This is a genomic window from Microbispora sp. CSR-4, assembly GCF_008033685.1.
Lineage (GTDB): Bacteria > Actinomycetota > Actinomycetes > Streptosporangiales > Streptosporangiaceae > Microbispora.
In genome coordinates this window covers 49,949-76,424 of sequence record NZ_VJVX01000043.1, presented here as the reverse complement: position 1 = coordinate 76,424, position 26,476 = coordinate 49,949, and the positions used below count along the sequence as shown (strand labels likewise).

The window sequence follows — 26,476 nt, the reverse complement described above, 5'->3', positions numbered from 1 at the left end:
TGAGGGGTCGCGTTTGTCATCTCCGCACCGGGGCGCCCTCAACTACCCGTCCGTCCCAGGGCTGCGCCCATCTCACCAGCCGAGAACGCTTGGGCCCTGCCAGGGGAATGGGCAGGCATAGCATCGCGATGATGGCGCGGCGGTTCCGGGACAGGGAGATCATTTGGTCTGTTGGTCACTCATCACGATGGGTAGCGGAATTGGGTAGCAGTTCGGCACACGCTCGCCAGCATGAGGGGGTGTCGGAGCGTTTGGAAACCTATCTATCAGGGTTCTTCACGCATTCCGTGTCGCCGCCGATGTTGATTCCGACAGGGGATTTTGGCACCCCCACACTGATGCCGCCCACGCCTTTGCGTTCGGCACCGGCCACGCGACCTTTCGTGTAGTTGATGGTCCAGCCGCGTTGCCGCAGCACTGTGAGGACTTCCCGGAACACCTCGTCCGGATCGGACGTGTCGTTCGCGGTGTCGCTGCGAACCGTGAGGACACTTGTCACGCTCGTGTCGTCGGTACCGACAGGCCCGCCACACGGCGCATCCTTCACCTGTACGGCGACGAGGGGCTCGGCGTCAGGGAACACTGCCCGGATGATGGCCTTGGCCTCCGTGATGAGAACCTGACGAGATTCCTCAGGGGTCATATTTATCTCCGGTCCACGTGTGCAGGCGCTCACAAGCGCGAGCGGGGCTAGGACTGTGGCGAGGAGGCGAAGTTTGAGCGGAAAGGTCATCTCTGGTCGGGTCCGGCTTCCGTGAGGGATTTGCCGACGATCTGCGCGATGTCCTGCGGGGCGAAGTAGCCGCCGAGGCCGGAGTCGGCGAGCGTTGTCGTCGTCAGGGCAATGAGCGTGGGTACGTCCGTGCTGCCGTTTATCGCCCCTCGGATAATCGGCTCGAACGCCGTGGCGAGTGCTCCCGCCTTCCATTGCGGGACCCTGCTCTGTAGTTCCTTGACCAGGACCCGCACGTTGGCGGCGCCGAACTGTTCGTCATCCAGTTTCGGCGACCCCATAAAGGTCTGAACACACCCGTCGCCGGTGAGGATGGTCTGCAGGTTGTTCAACCCTGTGTTCTTCTGCATGTAGTACTCGGAGTGACCGGACGACCGGCCGGTGGCCAGCCGTCGGATGTCGGCCATCTCCGCAGGATCCTTGCCGTGTGCTTCCGTGTAGGACACCCAGTCGCCTGGGGCGCGCATGGCGAACACCTGGGTGCCGGGTTTCAGCTTGAGATCGGCCGCGCTCTTGATGGTGGGGCCGAGTCCCGGGCTCCCCATGAACACGACCGAGTCGAACGGCGTCCCCTCCTGCAGGGCCTTGCTGGACAGCAATGTGCCGTAGCTGTGGGCGAACAGGGCGAACTTCGCACCCTTGGCCGCCTCCAGCCCGGCACGGAACGAATGCAGTGCGGGGGCACCGGCCTCGGCCTTGGCAGGCAGCACGGAGTCGCCGAACTCAGGCGTGTCATAACCGAGCCACGTGATGACCGCGCTCTCCGGCAGATCCCTCTTGGTCTCGGGATCTCTCAAGAGCAGCGTGGCGTCTCGCGCTATGTCGTGGTAGTTGTCGAGCCGGTTGGTGATGCCGGGGACCATGACGGCGACGTGTTCGGCCTTGGCGAGGTCGCCGAAGACCTCCGCGACGCGGCCGTCGCCAGCCGGATCGAACAGCAGGAACTGGCGCGGGACGGACCGGCCGTCGCCGGTCACCCGCGGCTGGAGGAATTCCGTCATGCGGGCCACCCGCTTCTCCAGAAGCGTCACCTGGGGACTTTTGGGGTCGGTGGCCTTCAAGGCGGCCAGGTCCTTCTGTTCATGGGTGAGGGCGCGCTCGATCAGGAGCCGGTTGGCGGCGTAGCGCACTGTGGCCGGCGCGCCGTCCAGTCGCCCGACCACGTCGGGCTGTTCGATCGCGAGCCAGGATCGTTCGGCGGCGGTCAGTTTGCCGAAGAATTTTCGGATCGCCTGAACTCGCTGCTCCGGAGTGGATGCGGCGTTGTCGCTGATGACCTTTTTCAGGTCTTTCCGCAGCCGGATTTTGTCATCACCGGAAATGGTCCCGACTGCGGTGGTCAGGCCGAATGTGGACAATGCGCCGAATGGGTCCCCGCCCTTTTCCGCTGCGCGGACGATAGCGGCCCGGTTGCCCAGTTCTGTGGCGGTGTCCCCGGCCCACCGCAGCATGGCCGCCAGTGGAGTGGCCTGGGCCTGTCCCACGAGTTGGCAGGCCCGCTTGTAGTACTGCTCCGCCAGTTGTCGTTTGTCGGTGAGAAGCTTGGCCAGTTGTTCCAGATCGTCCGCGTCGACCACCCGTTCCGGCTCCACAGGACTAAAACCTAGCCCGTCGTTGCACAATGTGGAAGGATTCTTACGCCACCCGCCTGGATCGGATGGAATAACGGGGATGTCTCTGCATGATGATTTGAGCCGGTTGGCACATGAACATGAGGATCTGGCCGAGGCGATTGATGAAGTGCTGCAGCCGGTCGGCGTCCTGATGGACCGGATGAGTTGGAAGGGCCCGCATCGGGATCGGGTGCAGGCCGAGCTGGGAGCGATGCGGCGCGGCACCGGGACGGTCAGTGGAAGCCTGCGAGAACGGGCCGTGCTGCTCAGGGGCGCGGCGGCGGCCGTCCCCCCAACGCCCACACCAGGGATCTCGCAGCCGCCGTCTCCGGCGGATCTGGTGAGAGGGGTTCTCCGCCAGATGAGCCCAGTGGGGCCCGTCGTATCTGACGTGCTCTCCCGGTACGGCCTCCTCTGAGAAACCGGGCCTTACGATGCCGGCCGAAAAGCCGCGACATCGAAGCAGAGTGCGTGATTCGGGGGTGTGGGCACTTATCGTGAAGAGGATGAGCACGTTCCACGCAGCAGGTGTCGTTCACCCAGGTATGTCCTGGTGCCGGGGGTAGTAACGCCTCGACGAAGATCCACACCGGTTCCCGAACCGTGCCATGATGGCGATCCAGCGTCCTTGGCCCCCGCAAGGAGGTTCCGTGACCCGACCCGACGAGGCGGCCCGAGCAGCCGGTCGCAGCGAGCCGATCCGTGTGCTGATCGTCGACGATCACGCGCTGATCCGCCGCAGCCTGGAGCTCGCGCTGGCCGCGGAGGCGGATATCGAGGTGGTCGGCGAGGCGAGCGACGGCCAGGAGGCCGTGGAGCTCGCGGACCGGTTGATGCCGGACGTGGTCCTGATGGACGTCCGCATGCCGAGGCTGGACGGCATCGGGGCGACCCGGAAGATCAAGGAGTCGGTGCCGAGCACCCGGATCATCATGCTCACCGTCAGCGACGAGGAGGAGGACCTCTTCGAGGCGATCAAGGCGGGTGCGACGGGCTATCTGCTCAAGGACGTCCAGATCGACGAGGTGCCCGACGCCGTGCGCGGCGTCCACGAGGGGCAGTCGCTCATCAACCCCGCGATGGCGGCCAAGCTGATCAGCGAGTTCGCGAACATGAGCCGCAAGGAGGCCGAGCGGCCTCCCCAGCTCCCGGTTCCCCGCCTGACCGACCGGGAGATGGAGGTGCTGCGCCTCGTCGCGAAGGGCATGAACAACCGCGAGATCGCGAAGGACCTGTTCATCTCCGAGAACACGGTGAAGAACCACGTCCGCAACATCCTGGAGAAGCTCCAGCTCCACTCGCGCATGGAGGCCGTGGTCTACGCAGTGCGCGAGCGGCTGCTGGAGATCACCTGATCGGCCGGCCCGGGCCGCCGGCCACCGCGGCGCGCAGCGGGGCCTCCAGGTCGGCCGCGCCGACCCGCTCCACCCGCACGTCGGTGCAGCCGACCCAGCTCGCGGCCTCCCACAGGGCGTCGCTCATGGCCTCCACGGCCCTGGCCCGGCCGCCGGGCTCGAAACCGACCTGCTTGGCGACCAGCGTGGCGCCCTCACGGGCGGGGTCGACCCTGCCGATGATCCGCCCGCCCGCGAGCACCGGCATCGCGAAGTAGCCGTGCACCCGCTTGTCCTTCGGGACGTACGCCTCCAGGCGGTGGTTGAGGCCGAACACGCGCTCGGCCCGCGCCCGCTCCCAGATGAGCGAGTCGAACGGCGACAGCGGCGTGGTGCGGTGCCGCCCACGCGGCTCGCTCTCCAGCGCCGCGCGGTCCGCCCAGGCGTTCGGGCCATGCGGGTCCGTGCCGCGCCGTGCGGGCCAGCCGGACACCCGTACGGGCACGAGGCCGGCGGCGCCGCTCAGCAGCGCCTCGTCGAGCATGGCGGCGTGTTTGCCCTTGACGCGGGTGAAGTCGACCAGGTCGGCCCGGGTCGCCACGCCGAGCGACCGCCCGGCGATCGTGGTCAGCCGGGTCACGCACTCGTCGTCGGACAGATCCTGGGCGAGCAGGTCCGCCGGGACGGCGCGCTCGGCGAGCTCGTAGACGCGCCGCCAGCCGACGCGGCGGGTGCAGACGACCTCACCGATGTCGAGCAGGAACTCGATGGCGATCTTGGTGTCCGACCAGTCCCACCACGGCCCTCCGTTCTTGGCGCCGCCGATGTCGGCCGTGGTGAGCGGGCCGTCCGAGCGCACCTGCTCGAGGACCTTGTCGACCACGGGCGGCACCTCGTGCCAGCGGTAGCGCCGGTCCCGGTACGCGCGGCGGCGGAAGGCGTACAGCGGCCACTGCTCGATGGGCAGGATGCAGGCGGCGTGGCACCAGTATTCGAAGGCGCGGGCGGGATCGTCCCAATAGGCCCGCTCGACCGCGGAGCGGCCGACCGCCCCGAGGCGCGCGTACGCGACGAGCTCGTGGGAGCGGGCCAGGACGGAGATGGTGTCGAGCTGGACGGCGCCGACGCGCCGCAGCATGCCGGGGACGCCGCCGCCGCGGGCGGTGGCGCCGAGGAAACCCTGGGCCCGGAGGATGATCCTGCGGGCCTCGTCTGCGGTCAGGTCGGTCACAGCCAGAGATGCTAGACGCTGTGACCGACAAAACCCCTACGGCGGTTCGGGGGCTGCCTCAGGAGCTGATGGACCGGTGCTCGAAGGGCGAGTGGTGCTCCTGGACCGGGATCTGGCGGGGCGCGTCCACGATCACGTCCGAGAAGATGTCGAACGCGAGCGCGAGCAGCCCGCCGACCGCGCAGATGCCGACGCCGATCCAGACGAAGAGCCAGTTGGGGCCGAGGGTCAGCGCCACGCCCCCGAGCGTGAAGCCGATGAGGATGATGATGACGGCAAGCCAAGATTTGGCGCTTCCCGCGTGGCTGCCCTGGTGTCCGCTCTGTGCCATACCCCGTTTTCTACCTGATGGCAGTGGTGGTCGGAACATCGGGGGAACCCCTGGCGGCGGTTTTCCCCCATGAGTTATGCGATTGTGCCGCGGCGCTCCGTCGATAGCAGGTGGGTGTGTCTGGTACTGGAACCGCCTACGATGGCTAGCGGGGAAGTATGTCTCGTCCTCACACCCCGGTGATCAACCGAGGTAGACCTGCGAGGAGCTTTACTAAAAGTGCCAGCCATTCTCGACAAGATCCTTCGCGCCGGCGAAGGCAAGACTCTGCGGAAGCTCAAGCGCATCGCCGAGCAGGTCAACTCCATCGAAGAGGACTTCAAGAGCCTGTCCGACGCCGAGCTCCGCGCGCTGACCGCCGAGTACAAGCAGCGTCACGCCGAGGGCGAGTCCCTCGACGACCTGCTCCCCGAGGCGTTCGCGACCGTACGCGAGGCCGCCCGCAGAGTGCTCGGGCAGCGTCACTTCGACGTGCAGATCATGGGTGGCGCCAACCTGCACATGGGCAACATCTCCGAGATGCGCACCGGTGAGGGCAAGACGCTCACCTGTACTCTTCCCGCCTACCTCAACGCGATCTCGGGCAAGGGCGTCCACGTCGTCACGGTCAACGACTACCTGGCCAAGCGCGACGCCGAGACCATGGGCCGCGTCCACCGCTTCCTCGGCCTGGAGGTCGGGGTCATCCTGGCCAACATGTCGCCGGAGGAGCGCCGCAAGCAGTACAACGCCGACATCACGTACGGCACGAACAACGAGTTCGGCTTCGACTACCTGCGCGACAACATGGCGTGGTCGATCGAGGAGTGCGTCCAGCGCGGCCACAACTTCGCCATCGTGGACGAGGTCGACTCGATCCTGATCGACGAGGCCAGGACCCCGCTCATCATCTCCGGCCCGGGCGAGCAGTCGGGCAAGTGGTACCAGGAGTTCGCCAAGATCGTGCCCCGGCTGCGGCGCGGCACCGAGGGCAAGGACGGCGAGGAGAGCACCGGCGACTACGTCGTCGACGAGAAGAAGCGCACCGTCGGCATCCTCGAAGCGGGCGTGGAGAAGGTCGAGGACTGGCTCGGCATCGACAACCTCTACAAGCCCGAGCACACCCACCTCGTGCAGTTCCTCAACAACGCCCTCAAGGCCAAGGAGCTGTTCAAGAAGGACAAGGACTACATCGTCGTCGACGGCGAGGTCCTGATCGTCGACGAGTTCACCGGGCGCGTGCTGCACGGCCGTCGCTACAACGAGGGCATGCACCAGGCCATCGAGGCCAAGGAAGGCGTGAAGATCAAGGACGAGAACCAGACTCTCGCCACGATCACGCTGCAGAACTACTTCCGCCTCTACGACAAGCTCGCCGGCATGACCGGTACGGCGGCCACCGAGGCGAACGAGTTCCACCAGACCTACAAGCTGGGCGTCGTCCCGATCCCGACCAACCGGCCGATGGTCCGCAAGGACCAGCCCGACGTGGTCTACAAGACCGAGGACGCCAAGTTCCAGGCCTGCGTCGAGGACATCAAGGAGCGCTACGAGAAGGGCCAGCCGGTCCTCGTCGGCACCACCAGCGTCGAGAAGTCCGAGAAGCTGTCGCGGATGCTCAAGCGCCAGGGCGTGCCCCACGAGGTGCTGAACGCGAAGAACCACGCGCGTGAGGCCGCGATCGTCGCCGAGGCGGGCCGCAAGGGCGCCGTCACCGTGGCGACCAACATGGCCGGTCGAGGCACCGACATCATGCTCGGCGGCAACCCCGAGTTCCGCGCCGACCTTGAGCTGCACCAGCGCGGCCTGTCGCCGACGGAGACTCCGGAGGAGTACGAGAAGGCCTATCCCGAGGCGCTGGAGAAGGCCAAGGAGGCCGTGAAGGCCGAGCACGAGGAGGTCACCGAGCTCGGCGGGCTCTACGTGCTGGGCACCGAGCGGCACGAGTCGCGGCGCATCGACAACCAGCTCCGCGGCCGTTCCGGCCGTCAGGGCGACCCCGGTGAGTCGCGCTTCTACCTCTCGCTCGAAGACGACCTCATGCGGCTGTTCAACTCGGCCAGGGTCGAGATGATCATGACGCGGCTCAACATCCCGGATGACGTGCCGATCGAGTCGGGCATGGTCTCCAAGGCCATCGCCTCCGCGCAGCACCAGGTCGAGCAGCAGAACTTCGAGATCCGCAAGAACGTCCTCAAGTACGACGAGGTCATGAACCGCCAGCGCACGGTGATCTACGCCGAGCGGCGGCGGGTGCTGGAGGGCGCCGACCTGCACGAGCAGGTCCGCGGCTTCGTCACCGACGTCGTGGACGACTACGTCAAGGGCGCCACGGCCGAGGGTTTCGCCGAGGAGTGGGACCTCGAGAAGCTGTGGAAGGCGTTCGGCCAGCTCTACCCGATCTCCTTCACCGTCGACGAGCTCATCCAGCAGATCGGTGGCGACCGCGAGGAGCTCACGGCGGAGATCATCGCCGAGAAGGTCAAGGAGGACGCGCTCGCGGCCTACGACCGCCGCGAGGAGCAGCTCGGCTCCGAGGCGATGCGCGAGCTGGAGCGCCGGGTCATCCTGTCGGTGCTCGACCGCAAGTGGCGCGAGCACCTCTACGAGATGGACTACCTCCAGGAGGGCATCGGCATGCGTGCCTATGCCCAGAAGGACCCGCTGATCGAGTATCAGCGCGAGGGCTACGAGATGTTCTCCGCGATGCTCGACGGCATCAAGGAGGAGTCGGTCGGCTACCTGTTCAACCTCGAGGTCGAGGTGCAGGCCAACCCGATCGTCGAGGAGAACGCCGAGGAGGACACGGCGCTCGCCGAGACCGGCTCGATCATCGCCCGCGCGCTGCGGCAGCCGTCGCGGCCGACCGAGATGGTCTACACCGCGCCGGGCGAGAGCGGCGACGTGGAGGTCAACCGGGTGCGGTCGACCCCCGAGCAGCGCGCCGCGTACGGCGACACCGAGCGCAACGCGCCCTGCCCCTGCGGCTCGGGCAAGAAGTACAAGCGCTGCCACGGCGACCCGCGCAACCAGCAGGCGTGACCTGAGAGCGTGACCTGAGAGGGACCCCGCCGGGCGATGCCCCGGCGGGGTCCTTCGCGTCCTACGCCGTCTCGAAGTCGGTGACCAGCCACTGCACGCCCCGCCGCTCCAGCCGTACGGCGAGCACGCGGCTGCGCGTCCCGCAGTGGACGAGCAGGCACATCTCGATGACTCCGTCGCGGGGGCGCTGCACGTGGGGGAGGCCGGTCAGGGGCGGCCGCTCGGTATCGATCATCTTCCCGGCCCGGACCAGCTCGCGGTAGGCCCGCTCGGTCAGCCGGTCATGGACGGTCTCCGGCGGCCTGCGACCGGCCAGGACCTCCGCGAGCGCCTGGCCGAGCCCCCGCAGGCGGCGCTCGTCCGTGGGCATGCCCGTACGGGCCGGGAGGGGGGCCAGGGCGAGTGCGCCGTACGTGGCGGGATGGGTGATGTGGCCGCCGCCGTCACGCTCGTCGTAGGGAGGATCGGCCGGGGGGACGGACGCGAGCCGTGGCAGGGGGACGGGCTTGGGCATCGGGACTCCGCTCTCTGCGCCGTGAACCTGACTGACGTCTTAAAGAGGTTGCGGTCATCCGCCCTGATACGAGAAAACGCCAACTTTGCCGAGCCGCGGGCCTTTGTGCAGAGGTTCGTCCGGGAAGATTCCGGCCAGGTTCCCGCGGGTTGGCGGGGTCACCGCGGATTTGGGCGCGGGCCTGCCGGCCATTAGCGGCATCCGCAATGCGGGAAAACAACAGGGGCGCCCGGGATCACCGGGCGCCCCTGCTCCCTGAGAGGGGAACCTGACGCGTCAGGCGCGGGCCCGCGCCGTGTCGGCGCTCTCCCCCGAGTCCACGTCGGGCTCGGGTTCGCGACCGGGCGTCATGATGTTCAGCTTCTTGATCAGGAAGCTGAAGATCACGTAGTAGACGACGAAGTAGATGACGCCGATCAACATGATCAGCCAGAAGTTGTGCGTGTTGTCCTTCGTCGCGTTCAGGGCGGCGTCGATCGCGCCGGCGGAGAACCCGAAGCCGAGCCGTCCGTCGAGGGCCGCGACCACGGCCATCGAGATGCCGGTGAGCAGCGCGTGGGCCGCGAACAGGATCGGGGCGACGAAGATGAACGCGAACTCGATCGGCTCGGTGATGCCGGTGACGAACGAGATCAGGGCGGTGGAGAGCATGATGCCGCCGACCGTGGCGCGGCGGTGCGGCGGCGCGGCCCGCCACATGGCGATCGCGGCGGCCGGCAGGCCGAACATCATGACCGGGAAGAAGCCCGCCATGAACGCGCCCGCGCCGTCCTGGCCCGCGAAGTAGCAGTTCAGGTCGCCCGTGGCGTGCGTGGCGCCGACGGTGCACTCCGGCACGGTGAACCAGACGATCGAGTTGACGAAGTGGTGCAGGCCGAAGGGGATGAGGCCCCGGTTCACGATCCCGTAGATGCCCGCGCCGATCGTGGCGTTGCCGGCGAGCCAGTCGCCGAAGCTGCTCAGGCCCTGCCCGATCGGCTGCCAGATCAGGCCGAAGACCACGCCGAGGACGAGCCCGGCCAGCGCGGTGAGGATCGGCACGAAGCGGCGGCCGCCGAAGAAAGCCAGATAGGCGGGGAGTTTCGTCCGGTAGTACTTCTGCCACAGGATGGCCGCGACAAGGCCCATGAGGATGCCGCCGAGCACTCCGGTCGGGTTGGCCGACGCGAGGTTGAGCACCTCTGTCGGCTTGCCGTCCGCCCCCAGGACGGACTGGACCACCTTCGTGTGCACCGCCGAGTCCGCGGAGGCGTCGAAGAACATCAGGTGGGTGACCCGGTCCCAGACGAGGTAGCCGACCACGGCCGCAAGGGCGGTGGAGCCGTCGGCACGGCGGGCGAAACCGACCGCGACGCCGACCGCGAACAGCAGCGGCAGCGCGTCGAACAGTGCGCCGCCCGCGCCGCCGATGACCTGAGCGATCTTGTCGAGCGTCGCGTTGTCCGTGCGGCCGAGGAGGTCGTCCTGGCCGATCCGGAGCAGGAGAGCCGCGGCGGGCAGCGCGGCGATCGGAAGCATCAGCGAGCGGCCGATGCGGGAAAGCGCGGTCATCACCGCGTTCTGGCCGGCAGGTGCTGCGGGCAGGCCCGCGTCGGCGGAGGTGGAACTCATCTGGTGTTCCTCCAGGATGGGGGGACTACTAGAGGCGTCGGGCCGGGGCTCCGAGGAGCGTCCGGAGCTGGTAGCGGTCGGCGCGATAGGTGGAGACGCCGAGTTCGGCGCATACCCCGCCGGCGAAGGACCGGCGCTGCAGCAGCAGCACGGCCCCGCCCCGGGGCAGTTTGAGCAGATCGGCGTCGCTCGGGTCGGCGAGCCCGCCGTCGATGGTCAGCTCCCCGGCGTCCATCACGAGTCCGTAGCGCGACTCGAGCAGGGCGTACAGGGATCGTCCGGTCAGGTCGTAGGCATCGAGATCGGGTGCGAGCGCCACCGGGATGTGGGCGCGCTCGATGCTCAGCGGTTCCCCGTCCGCCGTGCGCAGCCGCTCGATGAAGTGGACGGCGTCTCCCGGCTGGATGCCGAGCTGCCGTGCGAGGTGGGCACTGGCCCGGACCACCCGCCGGTCCAGGTCGCGGGAGCCCGGCTCCATGCCGCGCGCCCGCATGTCGTCGGTGAAGGAGGTGAGTTGGAGCGCCAGCTCGATTTTCGGGCGGGCCACGAACGTTCCCTTACCCGGGACGCGGTGCAACCGGCCCTCGGACACCAGGTGGTCGACGGCCTGTCGTACCGTCATACGAGACAGGTCGTAACGCTGGCTCAGGTCACGCTCGGAGGGGATCGCCGCGCCGATCGGCAGCTCGTTGCTCTCGATGAGGTCGAGCAGGATCTCCCGTAGCTGGAAATACTTGGGCACCGGGCTGTCCGGATCGATCTGGGCCACTGATCCCTCCCCTCTCGCTCAGGATCGTCCGAATAAGTTAAGGTTCTTACTGGTCTAGTCCGGACTAGACCACAGCCGGGAAATGTGTGTCAATGTATGGGCCGGCGACGGATCGATAACGGACAAATCTCGCCAGAGCAGAGGGAGATCATCAATGACGACCAGGATGCGCGGTGAGATCGCCGAGCAGCCCGCGGCGATCCGGGCGACGCTGGACGCCCTTCTGCCGAGGACCGGTGAAGTCGAGGCGGTCGCACGCGACACGCGCCACTTGCTGTTCGTCGCCCGCGGGACCTCGGACAACGCGGCGGTGTACGGCCGTTATCTGATCGAGGCGCGGGCGGGCCGGATGGCCGCCATGGGCGCCCCCTCGGTCGCCACCACCTACCGCCGCAAGCTCGACCTCGACGGCGTGCTGGCCGTGGGCCTGTCCCAGTCGGGCCGTACGGAGGAGATCGTCGAGACCCTCCAGTGGGCGAAGGACTGCGGCGCGAAGACCGTCGCGATCACCAACGGCGGCGAGGAGTCGCCGCTGGCCCAGGCCGCCGACCTCGCGCTGTGCACGCTCGCCGGCGAGGAGAAGGCCGTCCCGGCCACGAAGACCTACACGACCCAGCTCGCCGCGCTGGCCGTGCTCGCCATCGGCCTCGGCGCCGACGTCGACCCCGACGACCTGCGCCGGGTGCCGGACGCGGTGGAGAAGCTGATCTCCGACCCCGGTGACCTGGACGCCGTCGTCGAGGGCCTGGCCGACAAGCCCGGCGTCGTCGTGTCCGGCCGCGGCCTGGCGTTCTCGACCGCGCTGGAGCTGGCGCTCAAGCTCAAGGAGGCGTGTTACCTGCACGCCATGGGCCTGTCGTACGCCGACCTGCTGCACGGTCCGATCGCGGTCGTGGACGCCGAGACCCCGGCGATCCTGGTGGCGGCGGGGGAGGGCCCGACGCTGGCGGGCACGGTCGCGCTGGCCGAGCGGGTCACCGGCGCGGGCGCCGCCGCCTTCGGCGTCGGGGGCGGCGAACGGCTCGCCGCGGCCTCGACCGCCGCCCTGAACGGTCCGGACCTGCCCGAGTGGGTGGCCCCGCTGGGACTCATCGTCCCCGGGCAGTTGCTCACCGAGGCGCTCGCGCGCAGGCTCGGTATCGACCCCGATTCCCCCCGCGGTCTGAAGAAGGTCACGCAGACCGACTGACGGCAGGCCGTTCGATACAACAGGAGGACCCCATGGCTGCAGACGCCGAGGCGATCATCGCCGGGCTCGGTGGCGCCGACAACATCATCGAAGTGGAGCCGTGCATCACCCGGCTGCGCACCGAGGTGCACGACGCCTCGAAGGTGGACCAGGCCGCGCTCAAGGCGGCCGGCGCCCACGGAGTGATGGCGGCGGGCAACGTCGTCCAGGTCGTGGTGGGCCCCGAGGCCGACACCATCGCCAGCGACATCGAGGACATCATCGGCTGAACCGGGAGATCGTCGCGGGTCCGCCGGTCTCTTCGGCCGGACCTGTGACGACGCCTGCCCGGATCTCAGGGAAGGGCTCTTCATTGACGACTGTTCTCGCCCCGGTCGCGGGGGCGGCCATCGGTCTCGCCGCCGTGCCGGACCCGGTGTTCGCGCAGGCGATGGTCGGCCCGGGGACCGCGATCGACCCCCTCAGGGAGCCCGTCGAGGCCCTGGCCCCGATCGACGGCACGATCGTGAAGCTGCACCCACACGCGTACGTCGTGGTGGGGGACGACGGCAGGGGCGTGCTGGTGCATCTCGGCATCGACACCGTGCAGCTCAAGGGCGAGGGCTTCCGCCTGCTCGCGGCCGAGGGGGACCGCGTCGGCGCGGGGCAGCCCGTCGTGGCCTGGGACCCCGCGGCGGTCGAGGCCGGCGGGCGCTCGCCGGTCTGCCCGGTGGTGGCGCTCGACGCCGTGGCGGACTCCGTCGGCGGGCTCGCCGAGGGCAGCGTGAGCGCGGGCGACCCGCTCTTCGAGTGGTCGTGATCAGGTGACCGCTCAGGTGACGACGGCCGCGCTCTTCGACCTCGACGGCACTCTGGTCAACACCGAGATCCGCAACCGTGCCCTGTGGCGGATGTTCCTGGAGGACCACGGCATCACGTTCGACGACACGCTGTTGCGAAGCGTCGTGGGCCGTCGCGGGGTGGACGTCATCCCCGAGGTGCTGCCCGGTCTGGACCCGCAGGTTGTGATGGAGGAGATCCGCTCCTATTACGACCATCCGGACCTGCCCGACATCGTGCCGGTGCCGGGGGCGGCGGAGCTGGTGGCCCGGGTGGCGGAGCAGGGGGCTCCGCTGGCCCTGGTCACCTCGGCCCAGCGATGGTGGGCGGTGGAGCGGCTCACCGAGATCGGCGTGGTGGAGATGGTGCGGACCATCGTCTCCGCCGAGGACGTGACCGTGGGGAAGCCGGACCCGTCCGGCTATCTCAAGGCGGCGGATCTGCTCGCCGTGGACCCGGCCGCGTGTGTGGTGTTCGAGGACTCGCTCGCGGGGATAGCGGCGGCCCGGGCCGCGGGTATGACCTGCGTCGCGGTGGCCACCACGCATCATCCGGATGAACTGTCACACGCGGATCTGGTAGTACCCGATATGTCGGGTATTGACTGGCCTTTGACGGAACTACCGGCGGTCTAGACCACCGCCGCAGGAGGAGGAAATCGTGGCCGAACGCACAGTCAGCGTCGCGTCCGAGGTCGGGCTGCACGCCCGCCCGGCGGCGACGTTCGTGCAGACCGCGGCGAAGGCGCCCTACGACGTCACCGTCGCCAAGGCGGGCGGCTCGCCGGTGAGCGCGAAGAGCATCCTGTCGGTCCTCGCGCTCGACGTACGGCAGGGGGAGTCGATCGTCATCCGCGCGGAGGGCGACGGCGCCGAAGAGCTGCTCGACGAGCTCGCCAAGATCGCCTCGGCCTCCTGACGCCAGTGGACGGGCAGCGGACGACGGGGATGACAGCGGGGGACGAGACCGGCACTGTGCTGGCCGGCACTGGGGTGAGCCCGGGCGCGGGATATGGGCCGGCCCATGTGCTCGCGGGTGAGATCCCCGAGCCCGACAAGGAGGCGCGCCACGACGGCGACGCCGCCGCCGAGCGGTCCCGCGCGGAGCGGGCGGTCGAGGAGGTGGCCGCCGACCTGGAGGCGCGCGGCGCCCGGGCGGGCGGCGAGGCCCAGGAGGTGCTCGGCGCGCAGGCGCTGATGGCCCGCGACCCGAGCCTGGCCATGGAGGTCGGCGAGCTCATCGAGCAGGGCGTGGCCGCCCCGCGCGCCGTCTTCGACGCCTTCGGCAGGTATCGGGACCTGCTCGCGGCGGCCGGCGGCTATCTGGCCGAGCGCGTGACGGACCTCGACGACATCCGCGACCGGGTGATCGCCGTGCTCACCGGGCTGCCCATGCCCGGCGTGCCCCCCAGCGCCGACGAGCCGTTCGTGCTCATCGCCAAGGACCTCGCCCCCGCCGACACCGCCCTGCTGTCCAAGGACGTGGTCGCCGCGTTCGTCACCGAGCAGGGCGGGCCGACCAGCCACACGGCGATCCTCGCCCGCTCGATGGGCGTGCCCGCCGTCGTGGGCTGCGCCGGTGCGACCGCGATCGCCCCCGGCACCCCCGTGCTGGTCGACGGCGCGTCCGGGCAGGTGCTGCTCGCCCCGGACCCGGCCCGCGTGACCGAGGCGCGCGCCGCCGACGAGGCGCGGCGGGCGGTGCTGTCGGCGGCCACCGGCCCCGGCGCGACCGCCGACGGCCACCCCGTTCCCCTGCTCGCCAACATCGGCGGCCCCCGCGACCTGGAGAGCGCGCTGGCCAACGGCGCCGAGGGCGTCGGCCTCTATCGCACCGAGTTCCTCTTCCTCGACCGGGAGACCGCGCCGTCGGGAAGCGAGCAGGAGGAGGCCTATCGGGCGGTGTTCGAGGCGTTCCCCGAGGGCCGTGTGGTGGTGCGCACGCTCGACTCGGGCGCCGACAAGCCGCTGGCGTTCCTGCCGCCGCCGGAGGAGGAGCCGAACCCGGCGCTCGGCGAGCGCGGCCTGCGCATGTTCCGCCGCTATCCGGAGATCATGACCGCCCAGCTGGGCGCGCTGGCCAGGGCCGCCGCCGGCGTCCCGGCCAAGGTGCAGGTCATGGCGCCCATGGTGGCCACCGTCGAGGAGGCCGAGTGGTTCGCCGAGGCCTGCCGTACGGCGGGGCTCGACGGCGCGGGCATCATGATCGAGGTGCCGTCGGCGGCGCTGCGGGCGGCGGACCTCATCCGGGCCGTCGAGTTCTTCTCGATCGGCACCAACGACCTCACGCAGTACGCACTCGCCGCCGACCGCCAGGTCAGCGCCGTCGCCGGGCTGCAGGACCCGTGGCATCCGGCCGTGCTCGACCTGATCGCGACGGCGGCCTCCGCCGCCTCCGCGGCGGGCAAGGGCTGCGGGGTCTGCGGCGAGGCCGCGGCCGATCCGGTGCTCGCCTGCGTGCTGGTCGGCATGGGCGTCACCTCGCTGTCCATGGGCGCCCCCGCGCTGCCCTGGGTGCGCGCCGCCCTGGCGCGGCACACGCTCGCGCAGTGCCGCGACGCCGCCGCCGCGGCGCGTTCGGCCACGTCGGCGCAGGCCGCGAAGGCCGCCGCGCGGGCGGAGCTGCCGGGCCTGGACGCGCTCGCGCTCTGACCGGCCGTGACCGGGTTCCGGCCCGGTCACGGCCGGACCCGGATACGGTAAAGAACGTGCCACGAATCAGACACGGTCTCGGCATGATCGCCGCCCTTCTCGTGACCGGATGCGGGCCGGGCATCGGCGCGAGCCCGGCGCCCTCGCCCCGCGCGTCGGCGCCGGTGTCGGCCACGCCGTCCGCCGCGCCGGCGTCGGCCACGCCGTCGGCACGGCCCTCGGGGAGCCTGGCCGAGCGGACGCTCGCGGAGATGAGCCTGCGCGACAAGGTGGCACAGCTCTTCACCATCGTGGTGTGGGGTCAGAAGGCCGGCGCGGCGAGCAAGGAGAACGAGGCACGGTACGGCGTGGCCACGCCGGCGCAGGTCGTGGAGAAGTTCCGCCCCGGCGGGGTGATCCTGTTCGACTGGGCGGGCAACGTCTCCGGCGCGAGCCAGGTGGCCGCGCTCACCACCGGCCTGCGCGAGGCGGCGGCCAAGGCGGGCAACGCGCCGCTGATGATCGGCGTGGACCAGGAGAACGGCCTGGTCTCCCGGCTCAAGTCCGTCGTCACCACGTTTCCCGGCGCGTCGGACATCGGGAAGACCCGCAAGCCGGCGAACGCGCGCGACGTCGCCAGGGCGACCGGGGAGGAGCTGCGCGACCTCGGCATCTCGCTCGACTTCGCGCCGGTCGCCGACGTCAACATCAACCCGCGCAACCCCGTGATCGGCCCCCGCGCGTACGGCGCCGACCCGGGGAAGGTGGCCGCGATGGTCGGGGCGGCGGTGGACGGCTTCCACGCGGCGGGTGTGGCCTCCGTCGCCAAGCACTTCCCCGGCCACGGGGACACCTCGGTCGACAGCCACACGGGGCTGCCGGTCATCACTCACTCGAAGTCACAGTGGCGGAAGCTGGACGCGCCGCCGTTCCGGGAGGCGATCGCGCACGGGGTGGACGCGATCATGTCGGCGCACCTGGTGATGCCGAAGCTCGACCCCTCGGGCGACCCCGCCACGCTGTCCCCCCGCATCCTCACCGGCCTGCTCCGCGACGAGCTCGGCTTCGACGGCGTGATCAGCACCGACGCGCTCGACATGGCCGGGGTGCGCAAGAAGTACGGCGACGCCGAGGTCGCCGTGCGGGCCGTGCTCGCCGGTGCCGACATCCTCCTCATGCCGCCGAACCTGCCCAAGGCGTACGACGCCGTCCTCGCCGCGGTGAAGTCGGGCCGGATCTCCGAACGCAGGATCGACCAGTCGGTGCTGCGGATCCTGCGGCTGAAGGAGAAGCGCGGCCTCTTCGGCCCGATCCGCACCGACCCCGGCGCGGTGAGGTCCGCCGCCCACCTCAAGATCGCAAAGCGCGTCTTCGCCGCCGTCAAGTGACGTCAGGCGCGTCCTCCGCGTCCTCGACCGGCTCGTCGGGGTCGGTGTAGTCGAAATACACCGTGATGGACGGCCAGTCGGCGCCGTCGTCGGTGATCTCGTTGTGCATGATCAGGTCGTACACCTCGATCTGGCCCAGCTCCTCGATCGTGGTCGCGACCCGGCGGAGCAGCGCGGGAATGCTGTCCTGGCCGATCCCTTCGGGATTGTTCTGGGTGAAGTGGTGCATTCGATTAGTGATCGGCTTGGTCACGAAGATCCCCACCGGCGCTTCTTCTTGCCCTGATTGCTCTGGTTCTGCTGGCCCTGCTGCTGATTCTGCTGCCGGCTCGACTGGTCCGTCTGGGTGCCGCGCTTCTGCGCGTTGCGCTCACCGTCGAGCTTCTCACCGGTCTTCACCTTCTGCTCCGCCGCCTTGGCCGCCTTCCTGTCGTACGGCTGACCGGCCTTCTTGGCGTCCAGCGCGGCCTGCTCGGCGGGGGAGAGCTGAGGGCCGGTCTGCCGGGAGTAGGGCTTGCGGCTCCTGGCCATGTCGAGCTTGACGCCGCCGCGGGGCCCCGCCGTGCCCGTCGTCCGCACCGGCGCTCCCCGCAGCGGGACGTGGGGGCCGCCCGCTCCCGCCAGGGACGGGCCACCGCCGAAGGGGCCGCGGGTGTTCTTGAGGATGCGTTCCAGCGGTTCGGTGATGTGCCGCGTGACGGCCGGGGCCAGCACCCGGGCCCCGCCCTCCTCGGCCTCCCTGAGGATCTTCCGCATGGCGTAGCGGGTGGCGAGAAGCCCGGCCGTGGCCGAGGCCGCGGCGAACGGACCGCCCGCGACGAGGACCGAGGCCAGCCTCGTCGCGCCCGCGACGGCCTGGCTGATGATGGCCACCTTCGTGGCGGTCACCGCGGTGGCGGTGCCTTCGAGCACCGCCGGCGCGTACGTGGCGGCCCCGACGGCCGTGCGGAGGTGTTCTGCGGTGCCGGCCTTGTTCCAGTTGGTGCGCATCGCGTCGGCGGACAGGCCCTGGTAGACGCCCGGCAGCCGCCTGACCTCGTTCTCCGCGCCGGCTCCTCCGGAGGCGGCGCCGGCCTGCACGACCTGCCAGGGGCGGATTTCCGCGCGGATGTCGGCCTCGTCGATCTTCGGGAAGTTGACCAGGCTCGCGATCGGCTGCGCCCAGTCGGGCGGCATCAGGCCCATGTGAGGCCCGCCTCGTCGGCGGCCGTCGAGATCTGGCGCCCCGCGTCGCCCTCGGCGTCCGACACCCGCCGGCTCGCGACCGCGAGCGCGTCTCCGTGGCCGCTCACATTCCCCCCGAGGTGCGCGTACGCCTCGACGGCGGTCAGGGCGCCGCGGTTGTAGGCGGCCACGAAGGCGCCGAACAGGCCGTCGTCGCCCCACGAGGCGGAGCCCGCCCGCTCGCGCAGATGAACGAGGGCGGTCACGAACTCGTCGCCGTGCTCGGTCAGGCGAAGGGAAGCGCTGTTCACACCGCTGTGCTCGATGCCAAGTTCCCCGTGCATGCGCCGCACGTTAGCATGACCCGCGAATTACGGACGGGTGAATTGCACAGTAAAAGCCTTTTGTTCTTTTTATGGAGGAACGCTTGTCCTTGTCGTTTCCGGGCGGCAGTGATCTGGAGCTGCTGGAACAAATGATTCGCCAGGCCGAGGACGTCATGCGCGGCCTCGCGGACATCCAGGCCCAGATCCGGCGGGTCACCGGCGAAGGGGAGGCCGCCGACGGCCAGGTGCGGGCCAGGGCCGACGGCCGGGGACAGGTGACCGCGATCATCCTGGACCCCCGGGTCATGCGGCTCGACTCGGCCGTCTTGAGCGCGGAGGTCACGAGGGCGGCCAGGACCGCCCAGGACGCCGCGAAGGAACGGACGGACGAGCTCGTCGCCGCCGCCCATACCAGGGCGACCGGGCTGGCCGCCCCGCTCGACGAGACGTTCGTGCGTTATCGGTTCGATCAGCTCGCGCAGGAGCTGGACGCGGGACCGGACGCCTTCGCCCCCGATCGGCGCGAAACCGGCGACCTGGAGCAGGACGCGCGGCGGGCCGAGCGGATCGAGTCCTGGCTGGCGGACGGGGAGCGCGAGATCGAGGCCGTCACCGGTCGCGGCCGGGCGGCGGACGGCCGGATCCAGGCCGTCACGACGGCGTACGGCCTGGTGCGCGAGGTCGTCATCGAGCCTCGTGCCATGCGCCTGCCCAGCCGGACGCTGGCCGAGGAGCTCCTGCTGGCCCTGCGCCGGGCGCAGGAGGACGCGAAACGGCAGTGCCGTCAGATGGTGAACGACGCGCTGCGGGAGCTGGCGCCCGGCGAGTCGTTCGGCCCGGACGCCGTCGACGAGTGGTTCGGCGGGTTGCTCAAGCCGTTCGAGCGGCCCTGCTGACCACTCCCTATATTTGTAGGCACGTCGGCTGGGAGGCGCGGTGCTCAAGGGTGTGCTGATCGACTGGGGCGGGGTTCTGACCACGAGCCTGGCCGAGTCGATCGCGGAGTGGATCGAGGCGGACCGGATCGATCCCCGGCACTACCGGGACGTGATGCGCGCGCTGGTCGCGCAGGCATACCGGGCCGGCGTCGAGCCGGGCGGGGAGAACCCGATCCACGCGCTCGAACGCGGCGAGATCCCGGTCCTGGAGTTCGAGCGCGCCCTGGCGGCCCGGCTGGTGACCCTCGACGGCGGACCGCCGGAGGCCGACGGCCTGCTGACCCGGATGTTCGCCGGGTTCCGGCCGGTCGAGGAGATGAACGAGATGCTCCGCCAGGCCCGGGCGGCCGGGCTCGGCACCTGCCTGGTGTCCAACTCCTGGGGCGACCACTATTCGCGGGAGGACTGGGAGGCCCTCTTCGACGCGGTCGTCATCTCGGGAGAGGTCGGCATGCGCAAGCCCGAGGAGCGGATCTTCCGGCATGCGCTCGGCCTGCTGGGGCTCGACGCGGGGCAGTGCGTGTTCGTCGACGACATCGAGGCGAACATCGTGGCGGCCCGCGCGATCGGCCTGGTCGGCGTCCACCACAGCGATCCCGCGGAGACCATCGCCGAGATGGAGCGCCTGTTCGGCCTGCCTCTCCGCGAGCCCGGCGCCGCCGCCCGTCCATAGCCGCAAGATTGATTCGAGGAACGCATGCGCGTTTATCTGCCGTCCACCATCCCCGCGCTGGCGCGCATCGTCGCCGCGGGGGAGCTGGGCCCGGCCCCGCTGACCGGGTTCGCGGTCACCCCCGCGCTGATCGAGTGGTACGCCTCGGGCGACACCGAGGAGCTGGAGTACGTCGCGCTGACCGAGGCCGCCCGGGCCTCCCTGCGCATGCTGGCCGCCGACCGCGCGGACGGCGCCCAGACGGCCGCCCGGCGTGTGGTCATCGCGGCCGAGGTGCCCGACGAGACGGTGAAGACCGGGGCCGACCTGGAGGAGCGCGCCCGGGTGCGGGTGCTGGAGCCGGTCCCGATGCGGCTGGTCGCCGCCGTCCACGTGGACGACGCCGACGCCCTGCCCGACGTGGAGGCGGCCATCGCGGCGCTGCCCGCGGCCGACGGCGGGGACGACGACGCGCAGTTCGTCGTGGACGGCGCGGAGGACCACGAGCTGCTGTGGTACGCGACCCAGGAGATCCCCGACCTGCTCACCTGAGCTTCACGGATCTGTCACACCCGGCGTCTAAGCTGGGGGACAAGATGACACACATTGTTTGGGACTGGAACGGGACGCTCTTCCACGACATCGACGCCGTCGTCGGCGCGACCAACGAGCTCTTCGTGCCGTACGGCCTGGGGCCGTACGACGCGGACGGCTTCCGCGAGGTGTACCCCCGCCCCATCTGGGTGGCGTACGAGCGGATGCTCGGCCGGCCGCTCAGGGAAGGCGAATGGGAACTGCTCGACGCGGGCTTCCACGAGCACTATCACCGCCTGATGGAGGCGTGCAGCCTCGCCGAGGGTGCGGTGTCGAGCCTGCGCGCCTGGCAGGAGTCGGGCCGAACGCAGTCGCTGCTGTCCATGTGGGGCCACGAACGGCTGGTCCGCAAGACCGGCGAGTTCGGCATCGACGGCCACTTCACCCGGATCGACGGCTCGCGCTCGGCGACCGGCGGCCACAAGGCCGAGCACATGGTGGAGCACCTGCGTGCGCTCGGCCTCGACTCGGCGAAGGTCGTGGTCATCGGTGACAGCGTGGACGACGCCCACGCGGCCCAGCACGTCGGCGCCCGCGCCATCCTCTACACCGGCGGCATGACCAAGCGGTCGGAGCTGGAGGGCGTCGGCGTCCCCGTGGTGGACACGCTGGCCGACGCCCTCGATCTCGTCTGATCAGCGGGCCTGGCGTTCCTCCTCCAGCAGCCATCGGGGTTTGGCCCTGCGCGGCGGCCGGTAGAGCCGCTTGACCGCCACACCTCCGACGACGAACGACGCGAAGAGGAACAGGCCGGTGATCGCGTCCCAGGTCTCCTGGCCGGAGACCCGGGTGTAGGCGAGCATCACGGCCCACATCGCGAACATAACGGCCCCGGGGAGCTGCGCGAACGGCAGGTTGCGCAGCTCCTTGGGGAGGTCGGCGCCGTCCGCCCCGCTTGGCGCCGCGCGTCTCGATCCGGTCGGCCTTGGCGTCGCACCACATGCTCCGCCCGTTGCCCCCGGTCGGCAGCTCGTACTGCTCGGGCTCGCCGGTTCGCTACCCGTCCCGTCTGGGAGGGGTTATCAAGGCGGTTGTGGATACACCGGACACTCCGCGTGGGCCGTACGCTGAGCACGATCCACACCGCACCCCCACGGAGGCCGCGATCAACCGCCTCGTTCTCTGGAACATCGACCTGACGCTCGTCGACGTCGCCATCGTCACCCGCGACGCCTACGCGGACGCGTTCCGGATGGTGACAGGGCGACCGCTGGTCAAGCTCGCACCGGCGCTGGGCCGCCCCGACTCGGAGATCATCTTCGAGACCCTGGCCGTCAACGGCATCGCCGTCGAGGACTATCACCTGCCGAGATTCGTCGACGCGCTGGCCGTCTGCTTCGCGGAGCGGCGCGGGCGGCTGTCCAAGGACGGCCGCGCGCTGCCCGGCGCCAAGGACGCGCTCAAGGCCGTGTCACGCCTCGACGGCGTCGTGCAGTCGGTGCTCACCGGCACCATCAAGAGCAATGCCGTGCACAAGCTCAAGGCGTTCGGGCTGGACAAGTGGATCGACGTCGAGGTGGGCGGCTACGGCGAGGAGGTCTATCCGAAGGCCACCCTGCTGCAGGTTTCGCAGGGGCGGGCCAAGGCCCGGTACGGCGCCGTCTTCACCGCGGGCAACACCGTCCTCATCGGCGATTCCACGCGTGACGTCCAGGCGGCGAAGATCGGTGGCGCGGCCATGATCGGCGTGGCGTCGGGGCGTTCCACGGCCGCCGAGCTGCGCGAGGCCGGCGCGGACATCGTGCTGTCCGACCTGTCCAACTCCTCCGAAGTCGTCGCGGCCGTCGCCCGCCTGACCACTCCGGCCGACCGTACGGCCCACTGAACGGCCCACTGAACGACCCACTGACCCCGGACTCGATGGGGCGCCGACCGCATACGGGCGCGGCCTGAACGTTTCAGCGCCGCGGCCGCTCCAGATGACGTGGGTCCTTTCGGCCTCTACCGCGTCCGGCTGAACGTCCCCGGCCGGCCGTACTGAGCGTCGTCACGGTGCATTGCGGAGTCACAGTGCCTTGCGGAGTCACAGCGCCTTGAGGAAGCGGGCCGCGACGGGGGCCGCCATCTGTGCTCCGGTGCCGCCGCCCTCGACCACGACGGCGAAGGCCAGGTCGCCCTTGTAGCCGATGAACCACGAGTGCGTGGGCGGGTTCTTGCCGCCATCGGCCGAGCCGTATTCGGCGGTGCCGGTCTTGCCCGCCGTACCGGCGGGGAAGGAGATGCCGCTCGCGGTGCCCTCGCTGACGACGGCGGGCATGAGGCGGCGCAGCGCGGACACGACCGCGGGCTCCAGCGAGCGTGGGGGCGTGCCGCCCTCCGGGACGAGTGAGGCCGGGACCAGCCGGGGCTGCCGCCAGGTGCCGGCGGCGATGGCGCCGGCGACGGCGGCCATGTTCAGCGGGCTGGCCAGGACGCGCCCCTGGCCGATTGCCGCGGACGCGAGATCGGTGTCGTCATGCGGTGCTGGGAAGGCGGCGTCCACGGCGGGCACCCCGATCTTGATGCTGGCGCCGAAACCGAAGTCGGAGGCCACCTTGGACAGGCGATCGGCGCCGAGGCGCCGCACCGCCATGTCGCCGAACGTCGTGTTGCACGAGTGGGCGAAGGCGTCGACGAAGCGCAGCGTGCCGTAGTCGTGGAACTCGGCGTTGTGGAACGGGAAGCCGCCGATCGTCTTCTCGGCCGGGCACTCGACGGTCTGGCCGGGCGTGACGCCACCGGCGACCAGGGCCGAGGCAGTCACGATCTTGAAAGTCGAGCCCGGGGGGTACGCGCCGAGCAGGGCGCGGTTGTATCCGCCCGGCTTGTTGACCACCGCGAGGACCTCGCCCGTGGAGGGGCGCAGCGCGACGAGCGAGGCGGGCTTGTCCACGCCCTCAAGGGCCTGCGCACCCGCCTGGTGCACCCGCAGGTCGAGGGTGGTCGAAAGCGGCTTGCCGGGCTTCGATCCGCCCTCGGCCAGTGTGGCGACCTTCGAGCCCGTACGGCTGTCGACCAGGTCGGCCCGGGCGGACGCGGTGCCGGTCAGGCGCGAGGCGTACTGCTCGCGCAGCCCCTCGACGATCTGCTGCACGGAGCCGGGGGCGTCCGGTGTGTCGATGCGGGTGCCGTCGGCGGCGGTGATCGGCGCGCGCTCGGCGGGCACGGTGGTGAGCTTGGCCCGGACACCGTTGCCCATCCGGGGATGGATGGCAGTCGAGGTCCATGCCACCTTCCAGGCGCGGTCGCTTTCGACCAGGTGCAGCCTCCCGTCGTACGCGATGGGCAGCGGGCCGGTCAGCCGCGCCCGGAACCGCACGGTGTCGTCCTGGACGCTCGTCACCTGGAATCGCTGCCCCGTGAGCTTCAGGTCGTCGTGGAAGCGGCGGTAGGTGCTTTCGAAGCCGGCCGGCGGGTCGGCGACGAGCGTCCGCATCGCCGCGTAGTCCGAGCGTGACCACGCCGCGAGGAAGTCCCGCGCGGTCTCCTCGGGTGATCCCTTCGTCCGCAGCGCCCACACCGTGACCCCCGCGGCCACTACCGGCACGAGCACCGCCGCCGTGACGTACGGCCAGCGCCTGCGCTCTCGCATGCGTCCCCCTTCGGATCGAGTGCACGCCATAGAGCAGCAGATCGACCGGAAGGATGTCCAATATGGATATCAACGTGCTTCATGTTCGGTTCGGATATGCTCCCAGCTCGTGGACTTGGTCCGGCATCTCGGCTACTTCCTGGTTGTGACGGAAGAGCTGCATTTCGGGAACGCGGCCGCGCGGCTGGGGATGGCCCAGCCGCCGCTGAGCCAGCGCATCAAGCGGCTGGAGGAGGAGCTGGGCGTGCGCCTGTTCGAGCGGTCGAGCCGGCGGGTGGCGCTGACGGAGGCGGGGCGGCTGCTGGTGCCCGAGGCCCGCGAGATCGTGGCCAGGGTCGAGCGGATGCGCGACCTCATGTCCGACCTCGCGCGTGGCGACGCGGCGGTGGTGCGGGCGGGCGTCCCCGCCGACCTGGGCGCCGCCGTGCTCGCCGCGCTCATCGCGGGGTTTCGCGAGCGCCGCCCCGACGTACGGCTGTCGCTGACCGAGATGGGCACGGCCGCGCAGGTCACCGCGTTGCTGGAGGGCAGGCTCGACGTAGGGCTGCTGCGGCATCCGGTCGCCGCGAACGGGCTCGCGTACGGGCCGGTGCTCGTCCGGCATCCGGGGGTCCTGCTGGCGGAGGACGACGAGCTGACCGCGTGGGCGACCGTGCACCTCGGCGACCTGGCCGGGCGCGACCTGGTGCTGTTCTCCCGGGACGCCGAGCCCGGCCTGTACGACGACACGCTGGCCTCGTGCCGCCGGGGCGGCTTCGTCCCCGCCGAGATCGTCTGCACCGACCGCGTGGAGTTCGCCCTCGGCCTGGTCCTTTCCGGCACGGCCGTCACGTTCGGCGCTCCTGCCGAGGTGCCGGGGGTGGTGTGGCGGCCCCTCGCGGGCGCGCCCCTGGCCTGGCGCTGCTCCCCGGCCTGGCGGGCCGAGCCGGGGCCGTACGTGCGAGACTTCACGACCGTGGCCGTACAGGTGCTGAAAGAGAGCGCCGGCATGGTGGACGAAGGTGTGCCGCCCGCGCCGCGCGTGGCGCCGCGCCCGGCGACCGGGTTCCTCGCATGACACCCGACATGACACGCGGCACGACGCGCGGCACCACACGCGACATGAGTCCCGGCATGAACCCGATGGAACGGGTCTTCCGGTCCGCCGGCGTCATGGGGTGGCTGCACGTGGTCGACATCGACGACGGGCGCGAGGTGGGCCTGCGTGCCGACGAGCCGGTGGTGCTCGCGTCGGTCTTCAAGGTGGCGCTGGTGCTGGAGCTGCACCGTCAGGCCGAGCGCGGGCTGTTCGACCTCACCGAGCGCGTCCGCGTGCCGGGCGCGGACCGTACGGGCGGGGGCACCGGGCTGGCGGCGATGCTGGACGACGCGACGCTGTCGCTGCGCGACCTGGCCTACCTGATGATGGCGGTGAGCGACAACACCGCGGCCGACGTGCTGCTCGCCCGGGTGGGCAGGGAGGCGGTCAACACGCTGCTCGACGGCCTCGGGCTGACGGCGACGCGGGTGACGCAGGACTGCCGCGAGATGCTCGCCAGCCTGCGGGTGGACGCGGGTGTGGCGGACCAGTCGGACGTGAACCAGGCGTGCACCGACCCCGAGGTGGTGGCGCGGCTGAGCGCGCTCGACCCGGCGGTGGCCAACCGGAGCACGCCACGCGAGATGACCCGGCTGCTGTCCATGATCTGGCGGGACGAGGCGGCGGGAGCGGCCTCGTGCGCGGCGATCCGTCGTCTCATGGCGCTGCAGGTGTGGCCGCACCGGCTGGCCTCGGGGTTCCCGTTCGACGATGTCGCGGTGAGCGGCAAGACGGGCACGCTGCCCACGCTGCGCAACGAGATCGGGGTGGTGGAGTATCCCGACGGCGGGCGCTACGCCGTGGCCGTGTTCACCCGGTCGTACGGCACGGCGCAGAACCAGCCGCGGGCCGACGCCGCGATCGGGACCGCCGCGCGGATGGCGATCGACCAGCTCAGAACCCACATATGACAGGCCCTTTCTATGTGGGCGGGGAGGGTGACATGCGGCGCAAGCCTGGCAAAGATGGG

At 70.4% G+C, this 26,476-nt stretch carries 29 protein-coding genes; 17 read left to right on the top strand and 12 right to left on the bottom strand.

Annotated features, from left to right (window positions below; translation table 11 throughout):
- Window positions 1–259 precede the first annotated feature (259 nt).
- Window positions 260–643 (bottom strand): hypothetical protein, encoded by a 384-nt coding sequence (locus FLV34_RS27470; RefSeq protein ID WP_147944446.1) that lies wholly within the window; start codon window positions 641–643, stop codon window positions 260–262.
- Window positions 644–729: 86 nt separating this feature from the next.
- Window positions 730–2,325, bottom strand: a complete 1,596-nt coding sequence (locus FLV34_RS27465) for an alpha/beta hydrolase (RefSeq protein ID WP_187280753.1) — start codon at window positions 2,323–2,325, stop codon at window positions 730–732.
- A gap of 79 nt (window positions 2,326–2,404) precedes the next feature.
- Between FLV34_RS27465 and FLV34_RS27460 the strand changes: the two genes are divergently transcribed.
- The gene (locus FLV34_RS27460) at window positions 2,405–2,764 is read left to right on the top strand and encodes a hypothetical protein (RefSeq protein WP_142648114.1); all 360 of its coding nucleotides are present in this window, start codon (window positions 2,405–2,407) and stop codon (window positions 2,762–2,764) included.
- Window positions 2,765–2,996: 232 nt separating this feature from the next.
- Window positions 2,997–3,701, top strand: a complete 705-nt coding sequence (locus FLV34_RS27455) for a response regulator transcription factor (RefSeq protein ID WP_142623623.1) — start codon at window positions 2,997–2,999, stop codon at window positions 3,699–3,701.
- On the opposite strand, the gene FLV34_RS27450 is transcribed toward FLV34_RS27455, so the two are convergent.
- Both FLV34_RS27450 and FLV34_RS27445 read right to left on the bottom strand, forming a co-directional pair.
- A complete protein-coding gene (locus FLV34_RS27450) occupies window positions 3,694–4,911 on the bottom strand; it encodes a winged helix-turn-helix domain-containing protein (RefSeq protein WP_261985927.1) in 1,218 nt (405 codons plus the stop codon). The genes FLV34_RS27455 and FLV34_RS27450 overlap by 8 nt on opposite strands.
- A gap of 58 nt (window positions 4,912–4,969) precedes the next feature.
- Window positions 4,970–5,242 carry an HGxxPAAW family protein gene (locus FLV34_RS27445; protein ID WP_147944444.1) on the bottom strand — a complete coding sequence of 91 codons (273 nt, stop codon included), beginning with the start codon at window positions 5,240–5,242 and terminating at the stop codon, window positions 4,970–4,972.
- Window positions 5,243–5,461: 219 nt separating this feature from the next.
- Between FLV34_RS27445 and secA the strand changes: the two genes are divergently transcribed.
- Complete coding sequence (gene secA, locus FLV34_RS27440) at window positions 5,462–8,263, top strand: preprotein translocase subunit SecA (RefSeq protein ID WP_142648116.1); 2,802 nt, start codon at window positions 5,462–5,464, stop codon at window positions 8,261–8,263.
- Between the two features lie 61 nt (window positions 8,264–8,324).
- On the opposite strand, the gene FLV34_RS27435 is transcribed toward secA, so the two are convergent.
- From FLV34_RS27435 to FLV34_RS27425, 3 genes are all read right to left on the bottom strand, one after another.
- Window positions 8,325–8,777: an Rv3235 family protein gene (locus FLV34_RS27435; protein ID WP_147944443.1), complete on the bottom strand. Its 453-nt coding sequence runs from the start codon at window positions 8,775–8,777 to the stop codon at window positions 8,325–8,327.
- 276 nt (window positions 8,778–9,053) lie between these two features.
- Window positions 9,054–10,388 (bottom strand): PTS transporter subunit EIIC, encoded by a 1,335-nt coding sequence (locus FLV34_RS27430; protein ID WP_142648118.1) that lies wholly within the window; start codon window positions 10,386–10,388, stop codon window positions 9,054–9,056.
- A 28-nt stretch (window positions 10,389–10,416) separates the two neighbouring features.
- Window positions 10,417–11,157: a GntR family transcriptional regulator gene (locus tag FLV34_RS27425; protein WP_142648119.1), complete on the bottom strand. Its 741-nt coding sequence runs from the start codon at window positions 11,155–11,157 to the stop codon at window positions 10,417–10,419.
- A gap of 154 nt (window positions 11,158–11,311) precedes the next feature.
- Here FLV34_RS27425 and FLV34_RS27420 point away from each other — a divergent pair, with 154 nt between their 5' ends.
- From FLV34_RS27420 to FLV34_RS27390, 7 genes are all read left to right on the top strand, one after another.
- Entirely contained in the window at window positions 11,312–12,346 is a 1,035-nt protein-coding gene (locus tag FLV34_RS27420) for an SIS domain-containing protein (protein WP_142623618.1), read from the top strand.
- 32 nt (window positions 12,347–12,378) lie between these two features.
- On the top strand, window positions 12,379–12,615 hold the full coding sequence (locus FLV34_RS27415; RefSeq protein ID WP_030509331.1) for a glucose PTS transporter subunit EIIB: 237 nt from the start codon (window positions 12,379–12,381) through the stop codon (window positions 12,613–12,615).
- A gap of 83 nt (window positions 12,616–12,698) precedes the next feature.
- Window positions 12,699–13,145, top strand: coding sequence for a PTS glucose transporter subunit IIA (locus FLV34_RS27410; protein ID WP_142648121.1), 447 nt, complete (start codon window positions 12,699–12,701; stop codon window positions 13,143–13,145).
- A 4-nt stretch (window positions 13,146–13,149) separates the two neighbouring features.
- A complete protein-coding gene (locus FLV34_RS27405; RefSeq protein ID WP_142648122.1) occupies window positions 13,150–13,800 on the top strand; it encodes an HAD family phosphatase in 651 nt (216 codons plus the stop codon).
- Window positions 13,801–13,825: 25 nt separating this feature from the next.
- On the top strand, window positions 13,826–14,083 hold the full coding sequence (locus FLV34_RS27400) for an HPr family phosphocarrier protein (protein WP_142648123.1): 258 nt from the start codon (window positions 13,826–13,828) through the stop codon (window positions 14,081–14,083).
- Between the two features lie 29 nt (window positions 14,084–14,112).
- Entirely contained in the window at window positions 14,113–15,816 is a 1,704-nt protein-coding gene (gene ptsP / locus FLV34_RS27395; protein ID WP_147944442.1) for a phosphoenolpyruvate--protein phosphotransferase, read from the top strand.
- Between the two features lie 56 nt (window positions 15,817–15,872).
- Window positions 15,873–17,183, top strand: a complete 1,311-nt coding sequence (locus tag FLV34_RS27390; protein WP_261985925.1) for a glycoside hydrolase family 3 protein — start codon at window positions 15,873–15,875, stop codon at window positions 17,181–17,183.
- Here the strand turns inward: FLV34_RS27390 and FLV34_RS27385 are convergent.
- The 3 genes from FLV34_RS27385 to FLV34_RS27375 are packed head-to-tail and all read right to left on the bottom strand — an operon-like array spanning window position 17,176 to window position 18,691.
- On the bottom strand, window positions 17,176–17,448 hold the full coding sequence (locus FLV34_RS27385) for a hypothetical protein (RefSeq protein WP_222709641.1): 273 nt from the start codon (window positions 17,446–17,448) through the stop codon (window positions 17,176–17,178). The genes FLV34_RS27390 and FLV34_RS27385 overlap by 8 nt on opposite strands.
- A complete protein-coding gene (locus FLV34_RS27380; protein ID WP_147944441.1) occupies window positions 17,433–18,359 on the bottom strand; it encodes a hypothetical protein in 927 nt (308 codons plus the stop codon). The genes FLV34_RS27385 and FLV34_RS27380 overlap by 16 nt, the downstream gene beginning before the upstream one ends.
- Complete coding sequence (locus FLV34_RS27375; RefSeq protein ID WP_142648126.1) at window positions 18,359–18,691, bottom strand: hypothetical protein; 333 nt, start codon at window positions 18,689–18,691, stop codon at window positions 18,359–18,361. Before FLV34_RS27375 ends, FLV34_RS27380 begins: the two co-directional genes overlap by 1 nt.
- A 131-nt stretch (window positions 18,692–18,822) precedes the next feature.
- On the opposite strand from FLV34_RS27375, the gene FLV34_RS27370 reads away from it, so the two are divergent.
- Genes FLV34_RS27370 through FLV34_RS27355 form a run of 4 tightly spaced genes read left to right on the top strand, consistent with a single transcriptional unit; the run spans window position 18,823 to window position 21,492 of the window.
- On the top strand, window positions 18,823–19,569 hold the full coding sequence (locus FLV34_RS27370; RefSeq protein ID WP_187280752.1) for a YbaB/EbfC family nucleoid-associated protein: 747 nt from the start codon (window positions 18,823–18,825) through the stop codon (window positions 19,567–19,569).
- 40 nt (window positions 19,570–19,609) lie between these two features.
- A complete protein-coding gene (locus tag FLV34_RS27365; RefSeq protein WP_142648128.1) occupies window positions 19,610–20,284 on the top strand; it encodes an HAD family phosphatase in 675 nt (224 codons plus the stop codon).
- A gap of 24 nt (window positions 20,285–20,308) precedes the next feature.
- Window positions 20,309–20,815 carry a hypothetical protein gene (locus FLV34_RS27360; protein ID WP_142648129.1) on the top strand — a complete coding sequence of 169 codons (507 nt, stop codon included), beginning with the start codon at window positions 20,309–20,311 and terminating at the stop codon, window positions 20,813–20,815.
- 44 nt (window positions 20,816–20,859) lie between these two features.
- Window positions 20,860–21,492 (top strand): HAD family hydrolase, encoded by a 633-nt coding sequence (locus FLV34_RS27355; protein ID WP_147944439.1) that lies wholly within the window; start codon window positions 20,860–20,862, stop codon window positions 21,490–21,492.
- Here the strand turns inward: FLV34_RS27355 and FLV34_RS27350 are convergent, their stop codons facing one another.
- A complete protein-coding gene (locus FLV34_RS27350) occupies window positions 21,493–21,681 on the bottom strand; it encodes a hypothetical protein (protein WP_147944438.1) in 189 nt (62 codons plus the stop codon).
- A gap of 281 nt (window positions 21,682–21,962) precedes the next feature.
- Here FLV34_RS27350 and FLV34_RS27345 point away from each other — a divergent pair, with 281 nt between their 5' ends.
- Entirely contained in the window at window positions 21,963–22,682 is a 720-nt protein-coding gene (locus tag FLV34_RS27345) for an HAD family hydrolase (RefSeq protein ID WP_261985929.1), read from the top strand.
- Window positions 22,683–22,880: 198 nt separating this feature from the next.
- Here FLV34_RS27345 and FLV34_RS27340 read toward each other — a convergent pair whose 3' ends face one another.
- Window positions 22,881–24,428: a penicillin-binding transpeptidase domain-containing protein gene (locus FLV34_RS27340; RefSeq protein WP_147944436.1), complete on the bottom strand. Its 1,548-nt coding sequence runs from the start codon at window positions 24,426–24,428 to the stop codon at window positions 22,881–22,883.
- A 109-nt stretch (window positions 24,429–24,537) separates the two neighbouring features.
- Between FLV34_RS27340 and FLV34_RS27335 the strand changes: the two genes are divergently transcribed.
- Both FLV34_RS27335 and FLV34_RS27330 read left to right on the top strand, forming a co-directional pair.
- Window positions 24,538–25,485 (top strand): LysR substrate-binding domain-containing protein, encoded by a 948-nt coding sequence (locus FLV34_RS27335; protein WP_142648133.1) that lies wholly within the window; start codon window positions 24,538–24,540, stop codon window positions 25,483–25,485.
- On the top strand, window positions 25,482–26,417 hold the full coding sequence (locus FLV34_RS27330) for a serine hydrolase (RefSeq protein WP_315985216.1): 936 nt from the start codon (window positions 25,482–25,484) through the stop codon (window positions 26,415–26,417). The genes FLV34_RS27335 and FLV34_RS27330 overlap by 4 nt, the downstream gene beginning before the upstream one ends.
- Window positions 26,418–26,476 lie beyond the last annotated feature (59 nt).